The 22,980-nt window shown below is 64.8% G+C and carries 18 protein-coding genes; 10 read left to right on the forward strand and 8 right to left on the reverse strand.

The genetic code is table 11. The annotated features are described in order from the left end of the window. Window positions 1–327: 327 nt before the first annotated feature. Window positions 328–2,379, forward strand: a complete 2,052-nt coding sequence (locus MTR66_RS14585; RefSeq protein ID WP_243922313.1) for a S46 family peptidase — start codon at window positions 328–330, stop codon at window positions 2,377–2,379. A gap of 256 nt (window positions 2,380–2,635) precedes the next feature. Next, on the forward strand, window positions 2,636–3,070 hold the full coding sequence (locus MTR66_RS14590) for a hypothetical protein (RefSeq protein ID WP_243922315.1): 435 nt from the start codon (window positions 2,636–2,638) through the stop codon (window positions 3,068–3,070). Window positions 3,071–3,118: 48 nt separating this feature from the next. On the opposite strand, the gene metK is transcribed toward MTR66_RS14590, so the two are convergent. The 6 genes from metK to hisS form a co-directional block, all read right to left on the reverse strand. Further along, a complete protein-coding gene (gene metK, locus MTR66_RS14595; RefSeq protein ID WP_243922316.1) occupies window positions 3,119–4,333 on the reverse strand; it encodes a methionine adenosyltransferase in 1,215 nt (404 codons plus the stop codon). 45 nt (window positions 4,334–4,378) lie between these two features. Further along, on the reverse strand, window positions 4,379–6,016 hold the full coding sequence (gene lnt, locus MTR66_RS14600) for an apolipoprotein N-acyltransferase (protein ID WP_243922318.1): 1,638 nt from the start codon (window positions 6,014–6,016) through the stop codon (window positions 4,379–4,381). Between the two features lie 94 nt (window positions 6,017–6,110). Next, the gene (locus MTR66_RS14605) at window positions 6,111–6,953 is read right to left on the reverse strand and encodes a DUF4167 domain-containing protein (RefSeq protein WP_268740513.1); all 843 of its coding nucleotides are present in this window, start codon (window positions 6,951–6,953) and stop codon (window positions 6,111–6,113) included. Between the two features lie 233 nt (window positions 6,954–7,186). Beyond that, window positions 7,187–8,038, reverse strand: a complete 852-nt coding sequence (prmC, locus tag MTR66_RS14610; RefSeq protein WP_243922321.1) for a peptide chain release factor N(5)-glutamine methyltransferase — start codon at window positions 8,036–8,038, stop codon at window positions 7,187–7,189. Window positions 8,039–8,053: 15 nt separating this feature from the next. Then, window positions 8,054–9,124, reverse strand: a complete 1,071-nt coding sequence (gene prfA / locus MTR66_RS14615) for a peptide chain release factor 1 (protein ID WP_243922323.1) — start codon at window positions 9,122–9,124, stop codon at window positions 8,054–8,056. 138 nt (window positions 9,125–9,262) lie between these two features. Next, window positions 9,263–10,519 carry a histidine--tRNA ligase gene (gene hisS, locus MTR66_RS14620; protein ID WP_243922325.1) on the reverse strand — a complete coding sequence of 419 codons (1,257 nt, stop codon included), beginning with the start codon at window positions 10,517–10,519 and terminating at the stop codon, window positions 9,263–9,265. A 104-nt stretch (window positions 10,520–10,623) separates the two neighbouring features. On the opposite strand from hisS, the gene MTR66_RS14625 reads away from it, so the two are divergent. Further along, window positions 10,624–12,564 carry a M61 family metallopeptidase gene (locus tag MTR66_RS14625; RefSeq protein ID WP_243922327.1) on the forward strand — a complete coding sequence of 647 codons (1,941 nt, stop codon included), beginning with the start codon at window positions 10,624–10,626 and terminating at the stop codon, window positions 12,562–12,564. A 251-nt stretch (window positions 12,565–12,815) separates the two neighbouring features. Further along, entirely contained in the window at window positions 12,816–13,355 is a 540-nt protein-coding gene (ppa, locus tag MTR66_RS14630; protein WP_243922329.1) for an inorganic diphosphatase, read from the forward strand. A 312-nt stretch (window positions 13,356–13,667) separates the two neighbouring features. On the opposite strand, the gene add is transcribed toward ppa, so the two are convergent. Then, window positions 13,668–14,798, reverse strand: a complete 1,131-nt coding sequence (add, locus tag MTR66_RS14635) for an adenosine deaminase (protein WP_243922331.1) — start codon at window positions 14,796–14,798, stop codon at window positions 13,668–13,670. Between the two features lie 190 nt (window positions 14,799–14,988). Here add and MTR66_RS14640 point away from each other — a divergent pair, with 190 nt between their 5' ends. Next, complete coding sequence (locus tag MTR66_RS14640) at window positions 14,989–15,315, forward strand: WYL domain-containing protein (RefSeq protein ID WP_243922332.1); 327 nt, start codon at window positions 14,989–14,991, stop codon at window positions 15,313–15,315. A gap of 126 nt (window positions 15,316–15,441) precedes the next feature. On the opposite strand, the gene MTR66_RS14645 is transcribed toward MTR66_RS14640, so the two are convergent. Then, window positions 15,442–16,893: an NAD-dependent succinate-semialdehyde dehydrogenase gene (locus tag MTR66_RS14645; protein ID WP_243922334.1), complete on the reverse strand. Its 1,452-nt coding sequence runs from the start codon at window positions 16,891–16,893 to the stop codon at window positions 15,442–15,444. 174 nt (window positions 16,894–17,067) lie between these two features. Here MTR66_RS14645 and MTR66_RS14650 point away from each other — a divergent pair, with 174 nt between their 5' ends. Genes MTR66_RS14650 through MTR66_RS14670 form a run of 5 tightly spaced genes read left to right on the forward strand, consistent with a single transcriptional unit; the run spans window position 17,068 to window position 22,879 of the window. Then, window positions 17,068–18,591, forward strand: coding sequence for an aldehyde dehydrogenase family protein (locus tag MTR66_RS14650; RefSeq protein ID WP_243922336.1), 1,524 nt, complete (start codon window positions 17,068–17,070; stop codon window positions 18,589–18,591). 22 nt (window positions 18,592–18,613) lie between these two features. Continuing rightward, window positions 18,614–19,414: an SDR family NAD(P)-dependent oxidoreductase gene (locus MTR66_RS14655; RefSeq protein ID WP_243922338.1), complete on the forward strand. Its 801-nt coding sequence runs from the start codon at window positions 18,614–18,616 to the stop codon at window positions 19,412–19,414. Between the two features lie 4 nt (window positions 19,415–19,418). Further along, entirely contained in the window at window positions 19,419–20,738 is a 1,320-nt protein-coding gene (locus MTR66_RS14660; protein WP_243922340.1) for a cytochrome P450, read from the forward strand. Between the two features lie 52 nt (window positions 20,739–20,790). After that, window positions 20,791–21,828, forward strand: a complete 1,038-nt coding sequence (locus MTR66_RS14665) for an NADP-dependent oxidoreductase (protein ID WP_243922341.1) — start codon at window positions 20,791–20,793, stop codon at window positions 21,826–21,828. Window positions 21,829–21,859: 31 nt separating this feature from the next. Next, window positions 21,860–22,879, forward strand: coding sequence for a DUF2889 domain-containing protein (locus MTR66_RS14670; protein WP_243922343.1), 1,020 nt, complete (start codon window positions 21,860–21,862; stop codon window positions 22,877–22,879). The last annotated feature ends 101 nt before the right edge of the window (window positions 22,880–22,980 follow it).

The following is a 22,980-nucleotide window of genomic DNA, read 5'->3' on the forward strand; positions in this document are numbered from 1 at the left end:
ACCGGTCGCGGCGAGTGCGGCCAGCGGGGAAGCCAGCGGCAGGGCGGCGGCCAGGCCCAGCGTGCCGCGGCGGTCGGTTTCGAGCATGTTTTCGTATCCCTTGGCTGTCCGCCGCAAGCGGGGCGGGCGTTGCGGCAAGGCTAATGCGCGATCGCGGCGAGGCAAGCTTAAGCTTGTTGCTCGCAGAAGGAGGAAGGGGGGTGATCGATAATGCCGGTGCGGCTGTTTCGGCAAGGTTCTGACGCACGCCGGGTTTGGGCTGGACAGATGGCATTTCCAGGGGAAGATTCCGCCATCAAGGACACGCATCAACCCCAAGGACACCCCATGACCCCCCGTTCGCTTTCGCTGCTTGCCGGCACCGCCGCATCGCTGGCACTCGTTTCCGCCCCCGCCCGTGCCGATGAGGGCATGTGGACCTTTGACGGGTTCCCTCGCGCCAAAATGGAGGCGGACTATGGCTGGGCGCCGGATCAGGCCTGGCTGGACAAAGTGCGCAATGCCGCGGTGCGCCTTACCGGCGGCTGCTCGGCCAGTTTCGTTTCGGGCAATGGCCTGATCCTCACCAACCACCACTGCGTCGCCTCGTGCCTTTATGACAATTCCACCGGGGACAACGATCTGCTCGGTCACGGTTTCACCGCCGCCGCGCTGACCGACGAGAAGAAGTGCCCCGGCCAGCAGGCCGAAGTGGTGACGAAGATCACCGACGTGACTGGCGATGTGAAGAAGGCCATCGGCTCGCTCACCGGAGAGGCGCTCACCAAGGCGCGCGATGCGAAGATCGCGGAAATCGAGGCGGCGGGCTGCACCGACCGCGAAAAGACCCGCTGCCAGGTCGTCACCCTGTTCGGCGGCGGGCAGTACAAGCTCTATACCTACCGCAAGTATTCGGACGTGCGGCTGGTCTGGGCGCCCGAAGACCGCGCCGCGACGTTCGGCGGCGATCCCGACAACTTCAATTTCCCGCGCTACGATCTCGATGGTTCGTTCCTGCGCGCTTACGAGAACGGCAAGCCGGTGAAGACGCCGAACCACCTCAAGTGGAACCCCCGTGCGCCGAAGGAAGGGGAGGCGACCTTCGTGGTGGGCAATCCCGGTTCGACCTCGCGCCTTTACACCCAGAGCCAGCTCGCCTTCGAACGCGAAGTGCGCGTGCCGGTGATCGTGACGACCTATTCCGAACTGCGCGGGCGCCTGATCCGCGCGATGGAGGAAAGCCCCGAGCATCAGCGCGAAGGTCTCGATCTGCTCAATGGCGTCGAGAACAGCCTGAAAGTCTATATCGGGCGCATGAAGGCGCTGAACGATCCCGCTTTCACCGCCAAGCTGGCCGCCGCCGAGGCGGACCTCAAGGCGAAGAGCGCGGGCAAGGCCGGGATCGGCGATCCCTGGGGAGCTATGGACAAGGCAGTGCAGGCCTACCGGCAGCTCTATATGGCGTACCGTTTCATCGAGCCTTCGGGCGAACTCTACGGCTATGCCCATACGCTGGTGATGGCTGCGGCCGAGCGCGCCAAGCCCAATGCCGAGCGCCTGCCCGGGTATACCGAAAGCGCCTTGCCGCTGACGGAAAAGCGGCTGCTCGATGCCGCGCCGGTCTATCCCTGGCTGGATGAGCTGCGGCTGGAATGGAGCCTGTCCAAGGCCCGCGAATACCTTGGCGTCGACGATCCCGATACGAAGCTGCTGCTGGGCAAGGAAAGCCCCGAGGCGCTGGCCGGGCGGCTGGTATCCGGCACGAAGCTGGCCGATCCGGAATTCCGCAAGCAGCTCTGGGAAGGCGGCAAGGCCGCGATCGAGGCGTCGGACGATCCGATGATCGTCTATGCCCGCAAGCTGGAAGCGCGCCAGCGCGAACTGGAAAAGCAGGTGGACGAGGCCTATTCGGGCCCGGCCACGGCAGCCGCGGCCAAGCTCACCGATGCGCGTTTCGATGCCTATGGCGATACGCTCTATCCCGACGCGACGTTCACCTTGCGCATCAGCTACGGCAAAGTCGAAGGCTGGCCCGAACGCGGGCGGCAGGTGCCTTACGAGACGACCATCGGCGGCACGTTCGAACGGGCCACGGGCGCCCCGCCGTTCGATCTCGCCCCGGCCTTCGCCGCAAAGGAAAAGCAGATCGACAAGTCGGTGGCGTTCAACTTCGTGACCACCAACGATATCATCGGCGGCAATTCCGGTTCGCCGGTGGTGGACAAGGCGGGCACGGTGATCGGAGCCGCTTTTGATGGCAACATCCACTCGCTGGGCGGCAACTACGGCTACGATCCGGTGCTGAACCGCACGGTCGTCGTTTCGGCGGCCTCGCTGGAGGAAGCGCTGGAGAAGATCTATCCCGCACCCCGGCTGGTGAAGGAACTGGCGGCGAAGTAAGGTTTCGCCAAGCCTGTCTGCAAAAGGCCGGGCCGTTTACGGCGGTCCGGCTTTTTTCGTTAGTAATATGCGGTTTTATAGAATTACTATTTTCCAATTTTATTTATATGTCAGGATGAGAATCTGTTTATTATCATCCTTATGAAGAATTTTTAATACCATGTTTCATGGATAGCATTTGCGTAATGGGCGCCGCGCAAGCATCTTTCAGCCGCACAAGTGGACTGTTCGCGGAACGCTAGTTGGAGGCTATCGCATGCCTGAAACGACCACACTCAAATTGACCGTATACAAGCCTGAAATCATGGCCGATCCCGGTGGCCAGACCGGTTTCGAATATGATCTGACGATTGTGGCGCCCGATGGAAGAGTGTCCCTGCAAGGGGATGCCGGGAATGCCACGGCCGCGCGGTGCGACGTGGTGCCCGTCGCCGGGACGCTGTCGTTTCCCAATCCGGCGGCACCGGTGGTTTCGCCCTATACCGGGCTGATGTTCATTTATGACAATTCGCCCGCGATCGCGTTCCCGCTGTCGCTGATCGCGAACAGCACGGGCGATGCCTTGCCGTTCAGCATGAATCTCGCCTTCCCGGCATCACCGCTCTACTGGTACAGCGGAGCGATCATGTTCGGGGCGTGGCCGGGACCGCTGAGCGAAACCACAGCGAGCTTCCTGTCTCCGCAGACCTGAGGCAGCGGCCCGCCCGGCCGTTTCCGGCCGGACGGCGCATGTTCAGGTTCAGGCCAGCGCGGCTTTCAGCGCGTCGGCAAGGTCGGTGCGTTCCCAGGGGAACAGATCGCCTTCGGGCTTGCGGCCGAAGTGGCCGTAAGCGGCGGTCGTTGCGTAGATCGGCTTGTTGAGGCCGAGGCCGACGCGGATGCCGCGCGGGGTCAGGCCGCCCAGCTTTTCGCCCGCAACCTTGGTGAGAGCGGCTTCCAAGGCCTCTTCGGAGACCGTGCCGGTGCCGTGCAGATCGACATAGAGCGAAAGCGGCTCGGACACGCCGATCGCGTAGGACACCTGGATCGTGCAACGCTTGGCAAGGCCCGCCGCGACCACGTTCTTGGCGAGGTAGCGCGTGACATAGGCAGCCGAACGGTCGACCTTGGTCGGGTCCTTGCCCGAGAACGCACCGCCGCCGTGCGGGGCCGCGCCGCCGTAAGTATCGACGATGATCTTGCGGCCGGTCAGGCCGGCGTCGCCGTCCGGGCCGCCGATCACGAACGAGCCGGTCGGGTTGATGTGGAACTTGGTGTCATCGGTGACGAAGCCCTCGGGCAGGATCTCGGTCACGGCCTGCTTCACATAGGCCTTGAGCTCAGCCTCCTTTTCGCCCGCATCGTAGCCTTCCTGATGCTGGGTGGAGACGACCACGGCGGTGGCGGCCACCGGCACGCCGTTCTCGAAGCGGAGCGTCACCTGGCTCTTGGCGTCGGGCTCCAGAAAAGGGGCCGCGCCCGAGTGGCGGTCAGTGGAGAGTTTTTGCAGGATCTTGTGGCTGTAATCGAGCGTGGCCGGCATCAGGTCGGGCGTCTCGTCGCAGGCGAAACCGAACATGATGCCCTGATCGCCTGCGCCTTCGTCCTTGTTGCCCGCAGCATCGACGCCCTGCGCGATATGGGCGGACTGGCCGTGAAGGCGGTTGATGAACTCGAAGGTCTCCCAGTGGAAGCCATCCTGCGCATAGCCGATCGTCTTCACCGTGTTGCGAACGGTCTGCTCGATCTCTTCCAGCGCGCCAGGGGCCCATGCGCCATTCTCATACACGCCCTTGCAGCGGATTTCACCGGCCAGAACCACGAGCTGGGTGGTCGTCAGCGTCTCGCAGGCGACGCGCGCTTCGGGGTCCTTGGCCAGGAAAAGATCGACGATCGCGTCGGAAATCTGGTCGGAAACCTTGTCGGGATGGCCTTCCGAAACGCTCTCGGACGTGAAGACATAATCACTGCGCATTGCGTCACACCTAACATATAAAGAAATCTTTATGTGAGGGTGTATCTACCTGCGGAGGCGGCGGAACGCAACCATGGAAACAGCGCAGAGGCACAGGAATGCGGCGAGTGCGAGCGGCAGGGCATTGCCATAGCGGGCGAACAGCGTGGGTGCGTGCGGCGGCGGGATGCGCCCGTCGATGCGCCCGGCGGTGTGGAGGGGTATGGAATGGCGCACGATCCCGTCGGCGTCGATCACCGCGCTGATGCCGGTGGTGGTGGAACGCAGGATGGGAAGTCCTTCCTCGATCGCGCGCAGCCGGGCCTGTGCCAGATGCTGCGGCGGGCCCCAGCGGCCGAACCAGCCGTCGGTCGAGGGGTTGAAGATATAGTCGGGCCGGTTCAGCGGATCGGTAACTTCGCCGCTGAAGATGACCTCGTAGCAGATCAGGATGCCCGCCTTGCCCAAGCTGCCGAAGTCGTAAGTGCGCGGCCCCGGGCCCGGCCAGAAGTCCAGTGAACCGGGGACGAAGCGCGCAGCACCGAGCGGTTCCAGCAGCCAGCGCAGGGGCAGGTACTCGCCGAAAGGCACAAGATGGGCCTTGGAATAGCCCGCCAGGATGCGTCCCCGGCCGTCGATGGCGGTGACCGAGTTGCGCGCGGCAATGCCCTCCCCGTCCTTCATCACGAGATCGACCGCGCCGGTAAGCAGCAGAGCGTAAGGGCCGATCACCCGGCCAATGCGGGCGCGGGCGATTTCCGGGTCGGCGCCGTATGTGTAGAGGCGGTAGAGGTAGGGTGGATAGCCATCGCGAAGGTAATCGCCCAAGCCCGATTCGGGCCAGAACACCACGCGTTTCTCCCCCGGGTCGCGCGGCAGCGACAGGCGGGCCAGCTTCTGGAAATTGGCCTCGTACCAGCGGGGATCGTCGATGAATTCCTGCGGGAGGTTCGGCTGGACCAGCGTGAAGTGGATCGCGCCCTGCGCGCGCGGCGCCCAGGGATCGGGCAGCGTCATCAAGGTTCCCAGCGCGGCGGCTGCGGCCAGCACGGGAAGAGCCCAGAGCCAGCGTTTCGCTCCCTGCGTTCCGGAGCCGATGCGTGCGAAGATACCCGGCAGCCCGGCCAGCAGTACCAGTACGCCGGACAGCCCGTAAGTGCCGGTCCAGGGGGTCACAAGCGCCAGCCCGCGCGTCTGGAACTGGCCCAGAAGTGCGATGCCGAGCGGATTCCAGGCGAAGCCGGTAAAGAGCCAGGCCCGCATCCATTCGGTCACGATCCAGGCTGCGGCGAACGCGAAGACGAGAGCCGGGAAGGGGGCGCGGGCCCGGTCCGGGCGTGTCAGCAGCCAGGCCGCGAGCGCGGCCAGTGCCGGAAAAAGCGCGAGGTAGAGCGAAAGCAGCACGACTGCGATGCCGCCCATCCAGGCAGGCATATTGGCCTGATAGGTAAAGGCCGTCGCGATCCAGTTGTTGCCGAGCGTGAAATGGCCCACGCCGAACCACCAGCCGGTGAGGAATACCGCGCGCCGCGTGCGGGCCCGCATGATCAGTTCCAGCAGCCATGCCACGGCCAGCAGAGTGAGCGGCCAGAGCGAGAGCGGCTGGAACCCGCACGCGGCCAGGCCCCCGCTGCAGAGGGCGGAAACGGCCCCTGCAAGGCGGGGATACCGCTTCAGAGGCTTGAGGATTTGGGAAAAGGACATGGGGCGCCGGGGAGACTGCATCGGCGCCGGGTTGTAAGCTTGCCCGGCAGCGACGCAAGCAAAGTTGCGCGCGCCGGGCAAAAGGGCTGGATTATCAGCCGGTCACAGTCTCAAGCGCGCCGCCCGCATCGTCTGCCGGAGGCGTGGTCTTGCGGGTGCGACGCCGCTTGGGCTTTTCTTCCGCCACGTCTTCCTTGACGGTATCTTCCTTGGCTGCGGCGGAAGGCTTTTCGGCCTTCTTTGCGGTTGCCTTGGCGGAAATCGAAGGCGGCAAAGCGGCGGGATCGAAATTGCCTGCGCCGGTATCCTGATCCGCGTCGTCTGCGGCTTCGCCGTCGTCGTCGCGCGTTTTGCGGCGCGGCTTGCGGGGCTTGGCCGTGCGGGCCGTGCCGCGATTGTCGCGCACGAAAGGATTGTCCGCAGGCTCGTAGATCGAGCGCGGATCGGCATCGGGCTCGTCCGGGCTGGCTTCGGCTGCTTCGGAGCTCTCGGGCTGGGGCTCGGCGGGAGCCTTGCCCCGAGGTTCCCGTGGCTCGCGCTCAGCACGCGGTTCACGCTCGCCGCGTGGTGCGCGATCCTGTTCGGAATGGCTGCCGGAGCCGCCCCTTTCGCCGCCGGTGTCGCCTTCGGCCGCGAAATCCTCGCCGCCGTCCTGCTGGTGCTGCTGGCGTTCGTCACGGCGGGGCTGGCGGGCCTCTTCCTGACGCTGCTTCTGGTCGGCAAGGACGCGGAAATAGTGATCCGCGAACTGGAGGTAGTATTCCTCCTGAACCCGGTCGCCATTGAGATGGGCGTCATGGGCCAGCTTCTTGTACTTCTCCAGCAGCTGCGGAGCGTTGCCCCGGGCCCTGCTGTCGATGCGATTCATCTGCTGACCGCCTTGCTGACGGTTATTGCCGCGGCCACGCCTGCGGTTGTTACCACGATTGTTATTCAAGGATTACTTTCCTCAAAACCCCTGGCGTGTGCCCGGCACAAGGCCCGAACCGCCGTATGTCTATGATCACGGCCAACCCCCCGGCCGCCGAGACTTCCACATCTGCCTTGCCGCGGCGCCCCACACCGCGACCGCTTGCAAATAATGGAGGTGGACCGGGAATGGGAAGTTTCGTCCATTAACCGGTACCAAATAGTTCTTAGGGTCTCCGGGTGGGAATTCCAAGTGAAAACTTATGCCACGCCGCCATTATCATCAGAAAAAGCGATGATTCGAGGGCGATCGCCGAGATCGCGGTGCACTGTGGCCGCCAGTCCGCAAGCCGTGCCGATGGCGCTGACCGCTTCGGCCTGCCGGTGCCCGATTTCGACCAGGGCGAGCCCGGAAGGGGCCAGCAGAGCGGGCAATTGCGGGATCAGGACGCGATAGGCGTCGAGCCCTTCGGGCCCGGCGAACAGCGCGCCGGACGGCTCGTGATCGCGCACGGCGGCCTCCAGCGGGGCATCGTCCTCCACATAGGGCGGGTTGGCCAGGATCAGGCCGAACGGACCGCCCAAATCCTGAGCCCAGCCGGGCTGTTCCCAGTCGCGCACGTGGAATTCGCTGCGCTGGTCCAGCCCGAGCCGGGCGGCATTGCGCGCGGCGACGGCAAGGGCCTCTGCGCTGCGGTCGATCCCCGCACCACGCGCGGAGGGGAAAAGGCTCAACGCGGCGAGCAGCAGGGCGCCGGACCCAGTCCCGCAGTCCAGAATCCGTTCCGGCGGGGCATGGTGAAGGGCTTCCCGCGCCGCCTCGATCGCGGTCTCGGAGTCGGCGCGCGGGATCAGCACTGCCGGGGTCACTTCCAGTTCGAGGCCGTAGAACTCCGCAGTGCCCAGAATATAGGCCACCGGCTCGTCCCGCAGCCGCCGCGCGAGCAGGCTTTCGAAAGCTGCGGGCGCCGGATCGCGCATGTGCCGCAGCAGCAGTTGCGAGCGGCTGGCACCCAGCGCGGCGGCCATCAGCAGTTCGGCATCGAGCCGCCCGGTGGAACTTTCCGGGCCAAGCTGCTGCGTCGCTTCGCGCAGCCGTTCGGCGACTGTCACGGTCAGGAATCCCCCTCAGGCATCCATGGCGGCCAGGCGCTTGGCTTCGTCCTCGGCGATCAGCGCGTCGATCAGTTCGCCAAGGCCGGGGCCTTCGAGCACTTCAGGCAGGCGGTGCAGGGTGAGATTGATGCGGTGATCGGTCACGCGGCCTTGCGGGAAATTGTAAGTGCGGATGCGCTCGGAGCGGTCGCCCGATCCGACCATGGCCTTGCGGGCCTCGGCCTCGGCGCCCTGCGCTTCGTCGCGCATTTTCTCGTAGAGGCGCGCGCGCAGAACCTGCATCGCTTTGGCCTTGTTTTTGTGCTGGCTGCGCTCGTCTTGGCAGATCACCACGAGACCGGAGGGCAAGTGGGTGATGCGCACCGCCGAATCGGTGGTGTTGACGTGCTGCCCGCCTGCCCCGGACGCGCGGTAGATGTCGATCTTGAGATCCTTGTCCTCGATCTGCACATCGACTTCGCTGGGTTCGGGCAGCACGGCGACGGTGGCCGCCGAAGTATGAATGCGGCCGCCCGATTCGGTGACGGGTACGCGCTGCACGCGGTGGACGCCGCTTTCGAATTTCAGCTTGGCGAAGACGCCCGTGCCCGAGACATGCGCGACCACTTCCTTGAAGCCGCCGATGTCGCTGGCATTGGCGGAGATCATCTCCACCTTCCAGCCCTGCTCGGCGGCGTAGCGTTCGTACATGCGGTAGAGATCGGCGGCGAACAGCGCGGCTTCGTCTCCGCCAGTGCCCGCGCGGATTTCCAGCATGGCCGGGCGCTGATCCGCCGAATCGCGCGGGAGCATGGCGACGGCGAGCTGGCGTTCGCGCTCGGGGAGTTCGTCCTTGAGCCGCGCGATTTCCTCGGCCGCGAGGGCGCGCATGTCGGGATCGGGATCGTCGAGCGTCTGCAGTGAGGCCAGTTCGCCGCGCATATCCGCGACTTCGCGTGCAACTTTCGCGACCGGTTCCAGCTCGGCATAGTCGCGGCTGGCGGCGACGAAAGCATCGCCTTCGAGCGTGCCCGAAGCCAGCCGCGCTTCCAGTTCGGCGAAGCGGTGCGCGATCTGGGAGAGGCGTTCGTCAGAGACGGACATCGCGTCGTTCCTTCCATGCCCCATCCCTGTTCGTCATCCCCGCGAAGGCGGGGATCCCGCTCGTTTGCGTCATGCGCAAAGGAAGCGGGGCCCCCGCCTTCGCGGGGGCGGCGAGGTTTTCTTGAGAGGGTACGCCGTTCACGATTGCAGCGACTGCACGACCTGCTCGACCGCGAGGTATTCGGCGGTGGGTTCCGCCGCGCGCAGGTTGGCGGTGGGCACGCCGTCGCGCATCACGAACGAGACGAGCACTTTCGCGCCCAGCTTCACCGCCTTGTCGAAGCGTTTGCGCGGGCTGCCGGTGGCGATCATGTCGGCATCGATGCCCTGATGGCGCAGCGCAGTGATGGTCTTCTGCGCATAGCCCAGCGCGGCATCGTCCTCGACCGCGAGGATGCAGGTGAGCGCGGGTTCGCTGGAGGCACCGGCATCGGCCACCAGCATCGCCAGCCGCTCGATCCCCGCCGCCCAGCCGACTGCGGGTGTGTGCGGCCCGCCCAGCGCTTCCAGCAAGCCGTCGTAGCGGCCGCCGCCAAGCACAGTGCCCTGTGCGCCGAGCCGGTCTGTCACAAATTCGAAAGCGGTATGCCGGTAATAGTCGAGCCCGCGCACAAGGGCCGGAGTCCGGACAAAGTCCACCGAGGCCGCTTCGAGCCCTTGTGTCACCGCGCCGAAGAAGTCCTGCGCCTCGGATGAAAGGTAATCGTCGATCTTCGGCGCATCGGCGGTGAAGGGCTTGTCGCGCGGGTCCTTGGAATCGAGGATGCGCAGCGGGTTGCGTTCCAGCCGGTCCTGCGAATCCTCGCTGAGCGCGGCCTTGTGATCGCGGAAATATTCGATCAGCGCGGCGCGCCAGGCCTCGCGGCTTTCGCCGTCGCCCAGCGTGTTGAGCTGCAGCGTCACGCCGTCCGCGATGCCCAGTTCCTTGAGAAGCTGATCGGCCATGACCAGCAGCTCGACATCGACCATCGGTTCGGCCGCGCCGATGATCTCGGCGTCGATCTGGTGGAACTGGCGATAGCGGCCCTTTTGCGGGCGCTCGTAGCGGAACAGCGGGCCGTGCGTCGCCAGTTTCAGCGGCGCGTACTGCTTCCAGCCGTTGGTGAGGAAGGCGCGGGCGATCCCGGCGGTGAATTCGGGGCGCAGCGTCAGCGAATCGCCGCCCCGGTCCTCGAACGAGTACATTTCCTTGGAGACGACATCGGTGGTTTCGCCCAGCGAGCGTGAGAACACGGCGGTCTTTTCAAACACCGGCATTTCCACGCGGCGGAAGCGGTAGAGCTTGCGGACGCGTTCGAACGTCTCGACGACATGCGCGAAAGCCTCGGCATCGGCGCCGAAAATGTCCTGGGTTCCGCGAATGGCCTGAGGCGTCTGGCTTGGTGTATTGCTCATAAGGCGCGCGCTTAGCCCGAATGGGCGCGGCGATAAAGTGGTCCTGCATCCCTGCATGGATTGGATGGTTGCCAAATCGGGCAATGGACGCAAAGATGGATGTAATGAAGTATCTTTCCGCGGTCACAACGCTCTCCGCCCTCCTGTTCCTTTCGGCTTCGGCAACGGCGCAGGATTCCACACGAACCACGCCGATGGCGCCGCCGCTGCCAGCGGCGATTCCGGCTGCTCAGGACGTGCCCTATCCCGGCACTCTCGCGCTGACGATCGATGCCAGCGATACCGAACACGGTATCTACCGCGTGACCGAGCAGATCCCGGTCGCGCCCGGCACGGGCAAGCTGACCCTGCTCCAGCCCGGCTGGCTGCCCGGCAATCATTCGGAGACCGGCCCTTATGCGCTGCTCGCCGATGTGCATTTCTATGCCGATGGCAAGGAAATCCCCTGGGTGCGCGATACCGTGGCGGTCAATGCGTTCCACCTCTCGCTGCCTGCGGGCACGAAGCAGGTGACGGCGAGGTTCCTGCACACGTCTCCGGTGCGTTCCAGCGAGGGCCGCATCACCATGACGCAGGAAATGCTCAACCTGCAGTGGGAAAAGATGAGCCTCTATCCCGCCGGGCACTATGTGCGCGACATTCAGGTGAAGCCCACGGTCACGTTCCCCAAGGACTGGACCGTCTACACCGCGCTTGACGGCATGGCGAAGCAGGGCAGCACGGTGACGTGGGACGCCACCGACTATGAACGGCTGGTTGATTCGCCGATCTTCGCGGGCATCCATGCCAAGCGCTGGGATCTGGGGCACGGGGTGCATCTGGATGTTGTGGCGGACGAGCCGGAGGACATGGCGATCTCGCCCGAGCATCTCCAGACGTATCGCAACCTCGTCGATCAGGCGCTCAAGACCTTCGGTGCGCGCCACTTCGATCATTACGATTTCCTGCTGGCGCTGACCGACCGTATGGGCGGCATCGGTCTGGAGCATCACCGCTCCAGCGAAAACCAGTACGAGCCCACCGCGTGGACCGACTGGGACGGGATGGACTGGGATCACAATGTCATCCCGCACGAATTCACGCATAGCTGGAACGGCAAGTACCGCCGCCCGGCGGACTTGTGGACGCCGGATTATCAGCAGCCCATGCAGAACACGCTGCTGTGGGTCTACGAAGGCCAGACGCAGTTCTGGGGCTATGTGCTGGCGGCGCGCTCGGGCGTGCAGAAGAAGGATACGGTGCTGGGCATGTTCGCCAATGCCGTGGCCAAGTACAAGGAAGGCGAGCCCGGACGCAGCTGGCGTTCGGTGGAAGACACCACCAATGCTCCGCAGCTCGCGCGGCGGCGCCCGCTCCCCTACTATTCGCTGACCCGCGGCGAGGATTACTATGTCGAAGGCGCGCTGACCTGGCTGGAAGCCGACCAGATCATCCGCAAGGGCACGGGCGGCCGCAAGGGGCTCGACGATTTCGCCAAGGCGTTTTTCGGCGTGCGGGACGGCGACTGGGGTGAGCTGACCTATGATTTCGACGAAGTCGTGCGCACGCTGAACGGCGTCTATGCCTATGACTGGGCCGATTTCCTGCGCACCCGCCTTTACAAGACGAACCAGCCCGCGCCGGTGAATGGCATGGGCATGGCCGGATACAAGCTGGTATGGAAGGAACAGCCGAACCCTTACGAAAAGGGCCTGTCCGATGCGCGCAAGACGCTGGACCTGACTTACTCGCTGGGCTTTTCGCTGAACAAGGATGGCAATGTCACGTCGGTGCTGTGGGACGGCCCCGGTTTCAACGCAGGCATCGTCAACGGCATGAAGATCGTGGCGGTGAACGGCCGCACCTATTCCAAAACACTGATCCAGAACGCCATTACGGCGGCCAAGACCTCGGACAAGCAGCCGGTCACGCTGCTGGTGAAGCGCGGCGACCGCTATGACACTGTTTCGATCGGGTACCACGGCGGATTGCGCTGGCCTTGGCTGGAGAGCACTACGCCGGGCAAGACGAACGGGCTGGACCGCCTGCTGGCGCCCCGCAAATAGGGCGCACCGGCTTTTGCCCTGACGGCCCGCGAAGGGTGATTTGCGTGCTTCCGGTGCTCAGGTGCCGGAAGCACGCTGTGCTTTGGGGCCGCGGCCAGTCTGCGCGCCCCGCCAAGCCTTGCTTTCGCAAAAGTCTGCCTGCTTTCGCGAAAGCGAGAAGTCTGTTGCGGCGCAAAAGAGTGAAGGCTAAGCCGCGCGCAACTTGATCCCATCGGCATCTATTCAAAGGCTGCCAGTAAAGAAGGACCATCATGCGTATCGACAAGATCCCCGTAGGCGATAATCCGCCGGAAAGCCTCAACGTTGTTATCGAGGTTCCGGTCGGCGGCGAGCCGGTCAAATACGAATTCGACAAGGAATCGGGTGCTCTGTTTGTCGACCGCATCCTGCACACGCCGATGCGCTACCCGGCGAACTACGGCTTCGTGCCGCACACGCTTTCGCCCGATGGCGACCCGCTCGATGCCCTGGTCGTCGCACGCTCGCCCTTCATTCCGGGCTGCGTGATTCGCGCCCGGCCGATCGCGGTGCTGAATCTCGAAGACGAACACGGCGGCGACGAAAAGCTTGTCTGTGTTCCGGTGGACAGTACTTTCCCGTACTACACGAACGTGAACGAGAAGGACGACCTGCCCGAAATCGTCTTCAAGCAGATCGAACACTTCTTCACCCACTACAAAGACCTTGAAAAGGAAAAGTGGGTGCGTATCGGCACATGGGGCGGCGCGGACGATGCCCGCCAGATCGTTCTGGAGGCGATCGAGCGGTACAACGGCGCCAAGGCCGCCTGATTCGAGTCTTGTGAAGACGAGGTCCACTCCCCCATGTGGATCGGGGGCCGGCGGTACAAGCTGCCGGCCCCTTGTCTTTTTAAGGCGGGCGGGTGCGCGGTCATATTACACTGACGTTTCTCTCGGCCTCGTCACCCTGAACTTGTTTCAGAGGCCATCAGGCGGTTTGCTTTGCCGATTAATTCCCACGCAACGCCGTCGGCCAGCCTCTCGGAACACAAGCGAAACACATCAATCCAAACTCGGATCGTGCTGCACGATGGATGCTGAAACAAGTTCAGCATGACGCGTGAAGAGATGCGCTTCCGCCGGCTATCCTGCCGTCACACCCCATGTCTGCGCATAGGCCTTGAGGCGGGCCAGATAGCCGTCGCGCTGCTGCGCCGGAATCCAGGCCGTTTCGAAGGCATTGCGCTCTATCCGGACGAGTTCGGCAGGCGTCAGTGTGCTGTCCTTCTGCGCGCGGATCAGCACTTCGGTGATATATTCGCTGCCCATGTAGGCCGGATCGTCCGAGTTCACCGAGACCTTGAGCCCGGCGTCGAGCATTTGCCGAAGCGCATTGATGGGGCGGCCATCCTCGATGACCTGGCCGGAAAAGGTGGGGCAGACCGTGAACGGGATACCGCGGCTTCTGGCCAGTGCCATCAGTTCGGGGGACTGGACGATATTCCCGCCGTGGTCGATGCGCTCCGTCTTCAGATCGAGCAGGGCCGTGCGGATGTGCTCCAGCGTGTTTTCCTGATTGACGTCACAGTGCATCGTCACATGGAGCCCCGCCGCGCGCGCCTTGGCGAAGTGTTCGGCGAACTTTTCGGGCGGATTGCCCTTCTCGTCGGAATCGAGGCCGACGCCGATCAGTTTGTCCTTGTAGGGCAGGGCGGCATCGAGCGCCTCCATGGCCGATCCGGCGCTGAGATCGCGCATGAAGCACAGGATCAGCTGCGATTCGATCCCGAGCGACTTCGCGGCATCGCCGCGCGCGCGGGTGATGCCGCCGATCACCGCCTCGATGGCCACGCCGCGTTTCAGGTGCTCCTGCGGATCGAAGAACATCTCGGCATAGAGCACGTTCTGCGAGGCGGCCTTGCGCAGATAGCCATAGGCGAGATCGTAGAAATCCTGCTCGGTCAGCAGCACCTGCATGCCGTCGTAGTAGATTTTCAGGAAGCTCGGCAGGTCGTGGTAGACATAGCTGCGCTTCATCGCTGCCACATCGGCATAGGGCAGGGACAGGCCGTTGCGTTTGGCCAGCGCGAACTTCATGTCCGCTTCCAGCGTGCCTTCCAGATGAACATGGAATTCGGCCTTGGGCAGTCCGGCGATGAACCGGCCCATGCTGGCGGCATTTGCAGGCGGTTTGGCGGCGCGAGCCCAGGCGGGAAGCGCGCAGGCGAAAGGTGCCGCAAGCGCGGCGTGGATAAGTTGTCTTCTGTCGAACATGTGCGTTTCCCCTGTGCCGGAACGCCTGCGTCCGGCCTGAACCCGGGCACTATCCGGCCTCGGCGGGCCAGATGTCCATGGGTGAAAAGGCCACGCGCCGTTCCAGAAATTGCAGCGCTCTGGCTGGATAGCTGTGTTCCCCGTCGATTTCCGGGTTGCAGGAGACGCAGCGGCCCGGCATTATGTTGCGATGCACAATACCCCTGATACCGAAGTTTCCCCGGAGCGCACGATTATTGAGGCCATTGCCCTCAAGCGTGCGATCTGTGCGCGGTACAACGGCGGCGAGATGCTGCTGGCGCCGCACCGCATGTTCTCCCGGCATGGCGAACTGTTCGTAAGCGCTTTGAATCTGCGCAAGAACTGGCGCAGCGAGGATGAGCGCCGCCTTGGCCATTTCAAGCTCGACGGCTTGTCCGGAACGGCCATAACGGAAGACGCCTTTGAGCCGCTTCCCGCCAATGAGCATGGCCTTCCGCGTGAGACAGACGAGGAAGTCTTCTCGATCTACGCCTGATTCGCAGGTGCGCCGGGCTCGGACCCGGCTCGCAGAAGCGGCCATCGCACAGAAACGGCTATCGTATTCGCCATTGCGGCGCCCCCGGCGGATCGGGGTGCGCCATGGCGGTCGTGTCCCTGAGGATCAGGCCGGATCGATACCCATGCAGAGGTACTTCACCTCCATGTAGTCATCGAGGCCGTAGTGCGAGCCTTCGCGGCCGAGCCCCGACTGCTTGACCCCGCCGAACGGCGCCACCGTGGTCGAGATGAGGCCGGTGTTGATGCCCACCATGCCCGCCTCGATGGCTTCGGCCACGCGCCACACGCGTGAGAGATCCTTCGAGTAGAAGTAGCTGGCAAGGCCGAACTCGGTGTCGTTGGCCATGCGGATCGCCTCGGCTTCCTCGGTAAAACGGATCACGCCTGCGAGCGGGCCGAACGTCTCCTCGCGCGCCAGCTTCATGTCCGGCGTTACGTTGGCGACCACCGTGGGGCAGAAATAGGTGCCGCCCAGCTCGCTGCGCTTGCCGCCCGCCAGCAGCGTGGCGCCGCCGCTCATCGCGTCCTGCAGGTGCTCTTCCACTTTCTCGACGGCCTTCTCGTCGATCATCGCGCCCACTTGCGTGCCCTCGTCCATCGAGTAGCCCACTTTCATCGCATCGACGCGCGCGGCGAGCTTGGTGACGAACTCGTCATAGACGCCGTCCTGCACGTAGAAGCGGTTGGTGCACACGCAGGTCTGGCCGCCGTTGCGGAACTTGGAGATCATCGCGCCTTCGATCGCGGCATCGACATCGGCATCGTCGAACACCAGGAACGGCGCGTTGCCGCCCAGTTCCATCGAGCACTTCTTGATCGTCTCGGCGCATTCGCGCAGCAGGTCGCGGCCGATTTCGGTGGAGCCGGTGAAGGTGACCTTGGCGACCTTCGGGCTCTGCGTCAGCGCCCCGCCGATCTGCCCGGCGCTGCCGGTCACGACATTGACGACGCCTGCCGGAATGCCCGCCATCTCGCAAAGCTGCGCGATGGCCAGAGCCGAATAGGGCGTGGCCGAGGCCGGCTTGATCACGATGGTGCAGCCTGCCGCCAATGCCGGGCCGAGCTTGCGGGTGATCATCGCATTGGGGAAGTTCCACGGCGTGATCGCGGCGACGACGCCGACCGGCTGCTTGATCACGACGATGCGCTTGTCGCCCTGGTGGCTGGGGATCACGTCGCCATAGGCGCGCTTGGCTTCCTCGGCGAACCACTCGATGAAGCTGGCGCCATAGACGATCTCGCCCTTGCCTTCGGCGAAAGGCTTGCCCTGTTCGCGGCTCAGCAGTTCGCCGAGATCGTCCTGGTGCGCCATCATCAGGTCGAACAGCTTGCGCATCAGCGTGGCGCGTTCGCCTGCGGTCTTGGCGCGCCAGGCGGGAAGGGCGGCTTCGGCCGCGTCGATCGCGCGCGCGGTTTCGTCCGCGCCCATCTTCGGAACCGTTCCCAGCACTTTGCCCGTGCCCGGATCGGTGACGTCGAACGCCGCCCCGGAATCGGCATCGCACCATTTGCCGCCGATGTAGCACTGCTGCCTGAGGAAGTCGGTATAGGCCATTTCTTGCGGGTCCTCTTCTGATTCCTGCCGGACCATCCCTGCCGGACGGCGGTTCCGGCGCTTGGCATAGGGATCACCCCTTGCCCTGACAACTGCCCAGCGCGGTTCGCACCGGACATGGCGGCTCTGCTTTCTCCCCTGGCCGGTGAGAGGCTTGCCGATTGACGCCTTGCCGTGCCTCGGTTAGTCTCTTTTGAGAAAAATAATTCGAAATATAGAATTACCTGCGGGAGAGGCGCTCTGGATTACGCGGCCTATATCGACGGCGCCTTCGTCAAGGGCGAAGGCACGCGCTTTGCGGTTGAGAACCCTTCGGACGAATCGGTGGTGGCCGAAGTGCAAGGGGTGTCGCCCGCGCAGGCGGATGCGGCCATCGCGGCGGCGCGGCGCGCTTTCGACGATGGCGGCTGGCCGGGCCTTTCGATGAAGGAACGCGCCGCGCATATCACGCGCTATGGCGCGGCGCTGCGCAAGCGCGCGGATTTCCTGAAAGACTGTGCCATCAGGGAAGCGGGATGCCCGGTATCCTCGACCGTGATGGGCGCGCAAGTTCATGCCCCGCTGCGCATGACGGACGAGATTGCCGATCTGTTCCTTCGCCTGCCCGGACAGGAGGACAATCCGCTGCCAGTGCATGAGCGGGCGAATCCCCACTTCACGGTCCAGAGCCTCAAGCGGTGGTCTCCGCTCGGCGTGGTCTCGGCGATCAGTGCCTACAACGTGCCGTTCTACACCGCCTTCTGGAAAGTCGTGCCCGCGCTGATGGCGGGCGACACAGTGATCCTGCGGCCCAACCCGCTGACGCCAATGTCGGCGATGGTCTTTGCCGAGGCGGCGGAGGAAGCGGGCCTTCCCCCGGGCGTCCTCAACGTGATTGTCGAGCAGGCACTCGATGGGGCGCGGGCGATGACCACTGATCCGCGCGTGGATATGGTCAGCTTCACCGGATCATGCTCGGTCGGCACCCAGGTGGCCGCGCAGGCTGCGCCAACGATGAAGCGGCTGGTGCTGGAGCTGGGCGGCAAGTCGGCGCAGATCTACCTGCCCGATGCGGTGGGCCGCGCGGCCTCGGCGGCCTTCACGGTGTGCACCGCGCATGCCGGGCAGGGCTGCGTGCTGGGCACGCGCGTTTTCGTGCCCGAGGATAACAAGGCCGAAGTGCTCGATGGTATGGCCAGGATGCTTTCCGCCGTGAAGATTGGCCCGGCCAGCGATCCGGAAACGCAACTGGGCCCGGTTATCAGCGCGGCGCAGCGCGAGCGCTGCGAACACTTCACCCGGGCTGCGGTGGAGGCCGGGGGCAAGGTCGTCTGCGGCGGCAAGCGGCCGGAAGGGCTCGCCAGGGGATTCTATTGGGAACCCACCGTGCTCGATCTGCCGGACAACCGGAACCCCGCCGCGCAGGAGGAGATCTTCGGTCCGGTGGTGGGCGTGATCGGCTATCGCGATCTCGATCACGCGGTGGAGATGGCGAACGATAGCAAGTTCGGCCTGTCCGGCTGGGTGCATGGCGCGGACAAGGTGAAGGCCCTCGAAACCGGCCTGAGAATCCGCAGCGGCACTGTCAATGTGAACGGCGCGCTGATGTCGAGCTATGCCAGCAGCGGCGGGATCAAGATGAGCGGTCTTGGCCGCGAACGCGGGATCGAGGGGCTGCGCGAATTCCAAATGATGACCACGCTGAACATCGGCGGGTAGCAGCGGAACAGGGGACGGGACGATGGAAGGACTGCTTCAGGGCAAGGTGGCGCTGATTACCGGGGCGGGTTCCGGCGTGGGGCGCGCGGCCTGCCTGCTGTTCAGCGAACATGGCGCGAAAGTCGCCGCGGCTGATATCAACGGCGCCGATGCGGAGGAAACCGCCGCGATGGTGCGCGCGGCTGGCGGGGCCTGCATCGCGATCCCTTGCGACGTGACCGATCCTGCCGCTGTCGATGCCGCCGTTGGCGCGGCGGCCGAAGCGTTCGGATGTCTGGATATCATGTACAACAACGCGGGCATCACCATCAGCCCGGTCGCGGGGAAGGGGTTGCGCAGTCTGGTCGAGTGCGATCCCGGGGAGATGAAGCGCGTTGAGGACGTCAATATCAACGGCGTCGTCTACGGCTGTCAGGCGGCGATCCGCCAGTTCGGGAAGCAGGGGACCGGCGGTGCCATTGTCAGCACGGCCTCGGTGGCCGGGCTCATGGGCTATGGCGGCGTGCTCTACGGGGCTACCAAGGGCGCGGTCGTGCAGCTTACGCGCGCACTGGCGATCGAAGCCGCGGACATGGGCATCCGCGTCAACGCGGTCTGCCCGGCGGGGATGCTCACCCATTATGCGGGCATGGACCCGGACAGCGCGCACCGCGAGCGCATTCTGGAAGGCATGGGCAAGGCCCACCCGCTGGGCAAGGCGATCGACCCGCGCGACACGGCGGCGGCGGCGCTGTTCCTGTGCTCGGATCTCGCATCGAACATCACCGGCGTGAACCTGCCGGTTGACGGCGGCCTTTCGGCTGGCCGCAAGACAGGAGGCTGAAATCATGGCAAGCTGTCCGGTAACGGGGAAGAATTCCAACGCGCTCGCCTCGCTGATGAGCGACAATCCGCGTTATGCGGAAATGTTCGCGGTCGAGAAGGAAGGCGCCAATTCCGGCGTCGATCCGGCGCGCGACTATACCGAGGATATGAACCGCCTGCGCGAGGCGGGGGCGGTCCACCGGGGCACCCTGCGCGCGCTGCTGGGCGTGCCGGAGATGTCCCACATGCTCGGGCCGGAGCGGGAGAACATCACCTTCTTTTCCTACCGGGCGTGCGAGATCGGGTTTCGCGAGAACCTGCTCTATTCCTCCGAAGGCTATAACGAGAGCGCGGGCGTGCGCACGATCGGCCCCACGATCCTGTCGATGGTGGGAAAGCCGCACAAGCGCCTGCGCTCGGCCGCGCAGCCGCTGTTCAAGCGGCCCACTGTGCTGGACTGGTGGAACAAGCGCTGGATCGAGGAGACTGTCGATGCCCTGCTCGACCGGCTGCTGGACGAACAGGCGGTGGACCTCAACACCGAGCTTTGCGCACGCCTGCCGATGGCCACTGTCACCCGCGCGATCGGGCTGGAGGGTGAGGATGTCATCGAGTTCCGCTACCAGCTTACCCGCGCAACCTTCGGGGCGGCCAGGCTGCCGCCGGAGGAAGCGGCGGCATCGCGCGCCATCGTCGACAAGACGCTGCGCGATCTTATCGCCGAGAACACCCGCAACCCCGGCGACAATCTGATTGCGGGCCTGATCGCGGCCGAAATCACCGATGAGGACAGCGGGGCAAAGCGCAGCCTGACCGAGGATGAAATCTTTGGCTACTGCAAGCTCGCGATTTTCGCGGGCGGCGGCACGACGTGGCGCCAGCTCGGCATCACGATCGATGCGCTGATGAACCACTACCATTTCTGGGAAGCCTGCCGCGAGGACCGCAAGCTGCTCGATCTCGCCGTCGAGGAATCGCTGCGCTGGCGCGCTACCGACCCGGTCTTCCCGCGCCTGTGCACGGCGGATACCGAAATGGACGGCGTGCCCATTGCCGCCGGAACGCGCGTGCATTTGTGCCTGGGTGCGGCGAACCACGATCCCGCCGTGTTTGAGCGCCCGGAGGAATACGACATCTTTCGCAAGAAGGAGCATCACATGGGTTTTGGTTTCGGCCCGCACCGGTGCCTGGGTATGGATGTGGCCCGGCAGGAGATGATCGTGGCGATCAACGGGCTGATGGACCGCTTTCCGGGCATGACGCGCGATCCGGACAAGCCGAAACCGGAATTTCGCGGGCTCGACCATCGCGGGATGTCGGCGGTGCCCGTGAGGCTGAAGTGATGGCAATCCAGTGCGCCCCCGTTCTCGTCATCGCTGCGAAGGAGGAGCAAACATGGGCGGCACGATGAAGCAGGTCGTCCTGGCCGCCTATGCCAGGGGCAACCCCAAGCCTTCCGATTTCCGCATCGAGGAAGCGCCCGTTCCGGCAGCCGGCGATGGGGAAATATTGCTCCGGACGCTCTACATCGCCGTCGATCCGCTGATCCGCTTCTCGCTCGACGAAACGCTGTTATCGGGAGCGAGCCGGATGGAACTGGGCGCGGTGATGGCCGGGCCATCGGTCTGCCAAGTCGTGGCATCCAACCATCCCGGCTACGCCCCCGGCGATTTCGTGGAGGGGCGCACGCCCTGGGCGGAATATTCCGCCGTGGCGCCGGACCAGCCGGACTATCGCGGCCCGCCGCGCAAGCTCGATCCGTCGCTGGCCCCGGTTTCGGCCGCGCTGGGGGCGCTCGGTGGACCGGGACAGACGGCCTATGAAGGCGTGGTCAACGCCGCGCGGCTCAAGGCGGGCGAGACGATCGTCATTTCCGCTGCTGCGGGGGCTGTCGGATCGATGGCCGGGCAGATCGCCAAGGCACTGGGCGCCCGTGCTGTCGGCATTGCCGGGGGCGCAGCCAAGTGCCGGGCGCTGCTCGATCTCGGTTTCGATGCCGTGGCCGATTACAAGGCCACCGGCTTCGCGGATCAGCTCAAGGCGGCGCTGCCCGAAGGCGCGGATGTCTATTTCGAGAATGTCGGCGGCGATGTGACCATGGCCGTGCTGCCGCTGCTCAAGCGCGGGGCGCGGATGCCGGTGTGCGGTTTCATTGCCTATTACGGCATGGGTATGGAAGGTCCGGGCCCGGACCGCCTGCCCGGCTTCTACCGCCACATCATGGCCAAGGGGCTGGAGATCAAGGGGTTCGCCGGTATCTTTGCCGGGCAGGCGGGGCTCAACGCCATCGCCGGGTGGATGAAAGAGGGCAGGATCCGCTTTCCCGAAGCGGTTGTTGAAGGGATCGAGGCCGCACCGCAGGCCTTCTCCAGCGTGTTCACCGGGCATGACCATGTCGGCAAGCTGCTTGTGCGTGTCGCACCGGAGGCTTGATTGACACGTGTCTAGAGGCCAGCTTGGCTTGATGGATATCGAGACTCTGCCCCCGCCGCCGCGTCTGACGGCCAATCCGGCGCCGAAGCGGCCTGCCAATTCGGTGCGGCGCACCACCAGCATCGACGTGTCCTGGCCCGACGGGATCGAGGGGCAGCGCTTGTTCGCCGGTGCCGCGCGCGACGTGTTTACACCCGCGGATGGCGGGGCACCGCGCGTAGTGGCGCAGGGCAGCTACCGGGCGCGGCTCAGGGAAGACAAGACGATCACGCAGATTTCGGCGGAGCCAGAGCCGGAAGGACTGCAGAAACTGGTGGGCGCGAGGGCCGGCGGACACTTGCGCATGCTGCTGGGCGAAGTGATGCCGGACCTGATCGCGCGGACTCACCCGCTCTATCTGGTGCTGGACGATCTGTCCGGATCGGCGCTGGTTTCGGCCTTTGCGTGGTCGCAGTGGTATCCCGACTGGGCGGAGAAACTGCGCGAACGCATGGGCGAAGAAGAGCACGCGCGGATGATGACCCAGCGCGTCAACGTCTGCTGGGGCCTGCAGGAGGGGAACAGCGGCGTGCGCGGAGAAGGGCCGCCGCAGAACGTCGCCGATGCCGAGGCAGGCGATGTGCGCAATCCGGCGGACCCGCACGGCTGGCACGCGCTGTCGGATCATGAAGGCCCCGGCTTCCGCCGGGCCCGCCGCATCGACGTGGTGCGCGATGAGGCCGAGGGCGTGCTGCGCATCGATTCCGCCTTTCAGGACAGCGCGGCCAAACCCGATGGCGGGCGGATCGCCATTCACGAATACCTGCTGCGTGCGACGGCGGATATCGAGACGCTGGAACTGCTCTCGATCGAACCGGAAGCGCGCATCCTGCCGTTTTCCGAATGTCCCGGCGCGATCGCCAATACCCAGCGGCTGGTGGGCCGCAAGCTCTCGGACATCCGCAACGAAGTGTTGACGCAGCTGCGCGGGCCAGAGGGATGCACCCACCTCAACGATGCCCTGCGCGCGCTGGCCGATGTGCCGGAGCTGGCGGGGGAATTGACGGGGTAAGGTCTTTCCCCCTTTCTCCCGTTCGTGTCGAGCGAAGTCGAGACACGCCAGCGCTGATTTGGCGTGTCTCGACTTCGCTCGACACGAACGGGACCTCATGC

The sequence above is a fragment of the Novosphingobium beihaiense genome (assembly GCF_022832375.1).
GTDB classification, from domain to species: Bacteria; Pseudomonadota; Alphaproteobacteria; order Sphingomonadales; family Sphingomonadaceae; genus Novosphingobium; species Novosphingobium beihaiensis.

Coding starts and splice junctions, on each gene's coding strand:
- MTR66_RS14585 (WP_243922313.1), top strand. CDS start 328: ATGACCCCCCGTTCGCTTTCGCTGCTTGCCGGCACCGCCGCATCGCTG.
- MTR66_RS14590 (WP_243922315.1), top strand. CDS start 2,636: ATGCCTGAAACGACCACACTCAAATTGACCGTATACAAGCCTGAAATC.
- metK (WP_243922316.1), bottom strand. CDS start 4,333: ATGCGCAGTGATTATGTCTTCACGTCCGAGAGCGTTTCGGAAGGCCAT.
- lnt (WP_243922318.1), bottom strand. CDS start 6,016: ATGTCCTTTTCCCAAATCCTCAAGCCTCTGAAGCGGTATCCCCGCCTT.
- prfA (WP_243922323.1), bottom strand. CDS start 9,124: ATGTCCGTCTCTGACGAACGCCTCTCCCAGATCGCGCACCGCTTCGCC.
- hisS (WP_243922325.1), bottom strand. CDS start 10,519: ATGAGCAATACACCAAGCCAGACGCCTCAGGCCATTCGCGGAACCCAG.
- MTR66_RS14625 (WP_243922327.1), top strand. CDS start 10,624: ATGAAGTATCTTTCCGCGGTCACAACGCTCTCCGCCCTCCTGTTCCTT.
- ppa (WP_243922329.1), top strand. CDS start 12,816: ATGCGTATCGACAAGATCCCCGTAGGCGATAATCCGCCGGAAAGCCTC.
- add (WP_243922331.1), bottom strand. CDS start 14,798: ATGTTCGACAGAAGACAACTTATCCACGCCGCGCTTGCGGCACCTTTC.
- MTR66_RS14640 (WP_243922332.1), top strand. CDS start 14,989: ATGCACAATACCCCTGATACCGAAGTTTCCCCGGAGCGCACGATTATT.
- MTR66_RS14645 (WP_243922334.1), bottom strand. CDS start 16,893: ATGGCCTATACCGACTTCCTCAGGCAGCAGTGCTACATCGGCGGCAAA.
- MTR66_RS14655 (WP_243922338.1), top strand. CDS start 18,614: ATGGAAGGACTGCTTCAGGGCAAGGTGGCGCTGATTACCGGGGCGGGT.
- MTR66_RS14660 (WP_243922340.1), top strand. CDS start 19,419: ATGGCAAGCTGTCCGGTAACGGGGAAGAATTCCAACGCGCTCGCCTCG.
- MTR66_RS14665 (WP_243922341.1), top strand. CDS start 20,791: ATGGGCGGCACGATGAAGCAGGTCGTCCTGGCCGCCTATGCCAGGGGC.
- MTR66_RS14670 (WP_243922343.1), top strand. CDS start 21,860: ATGGATATCGAGACTCTGCCCCCGCCGCCGCGTCTGACGGCCAATCCG.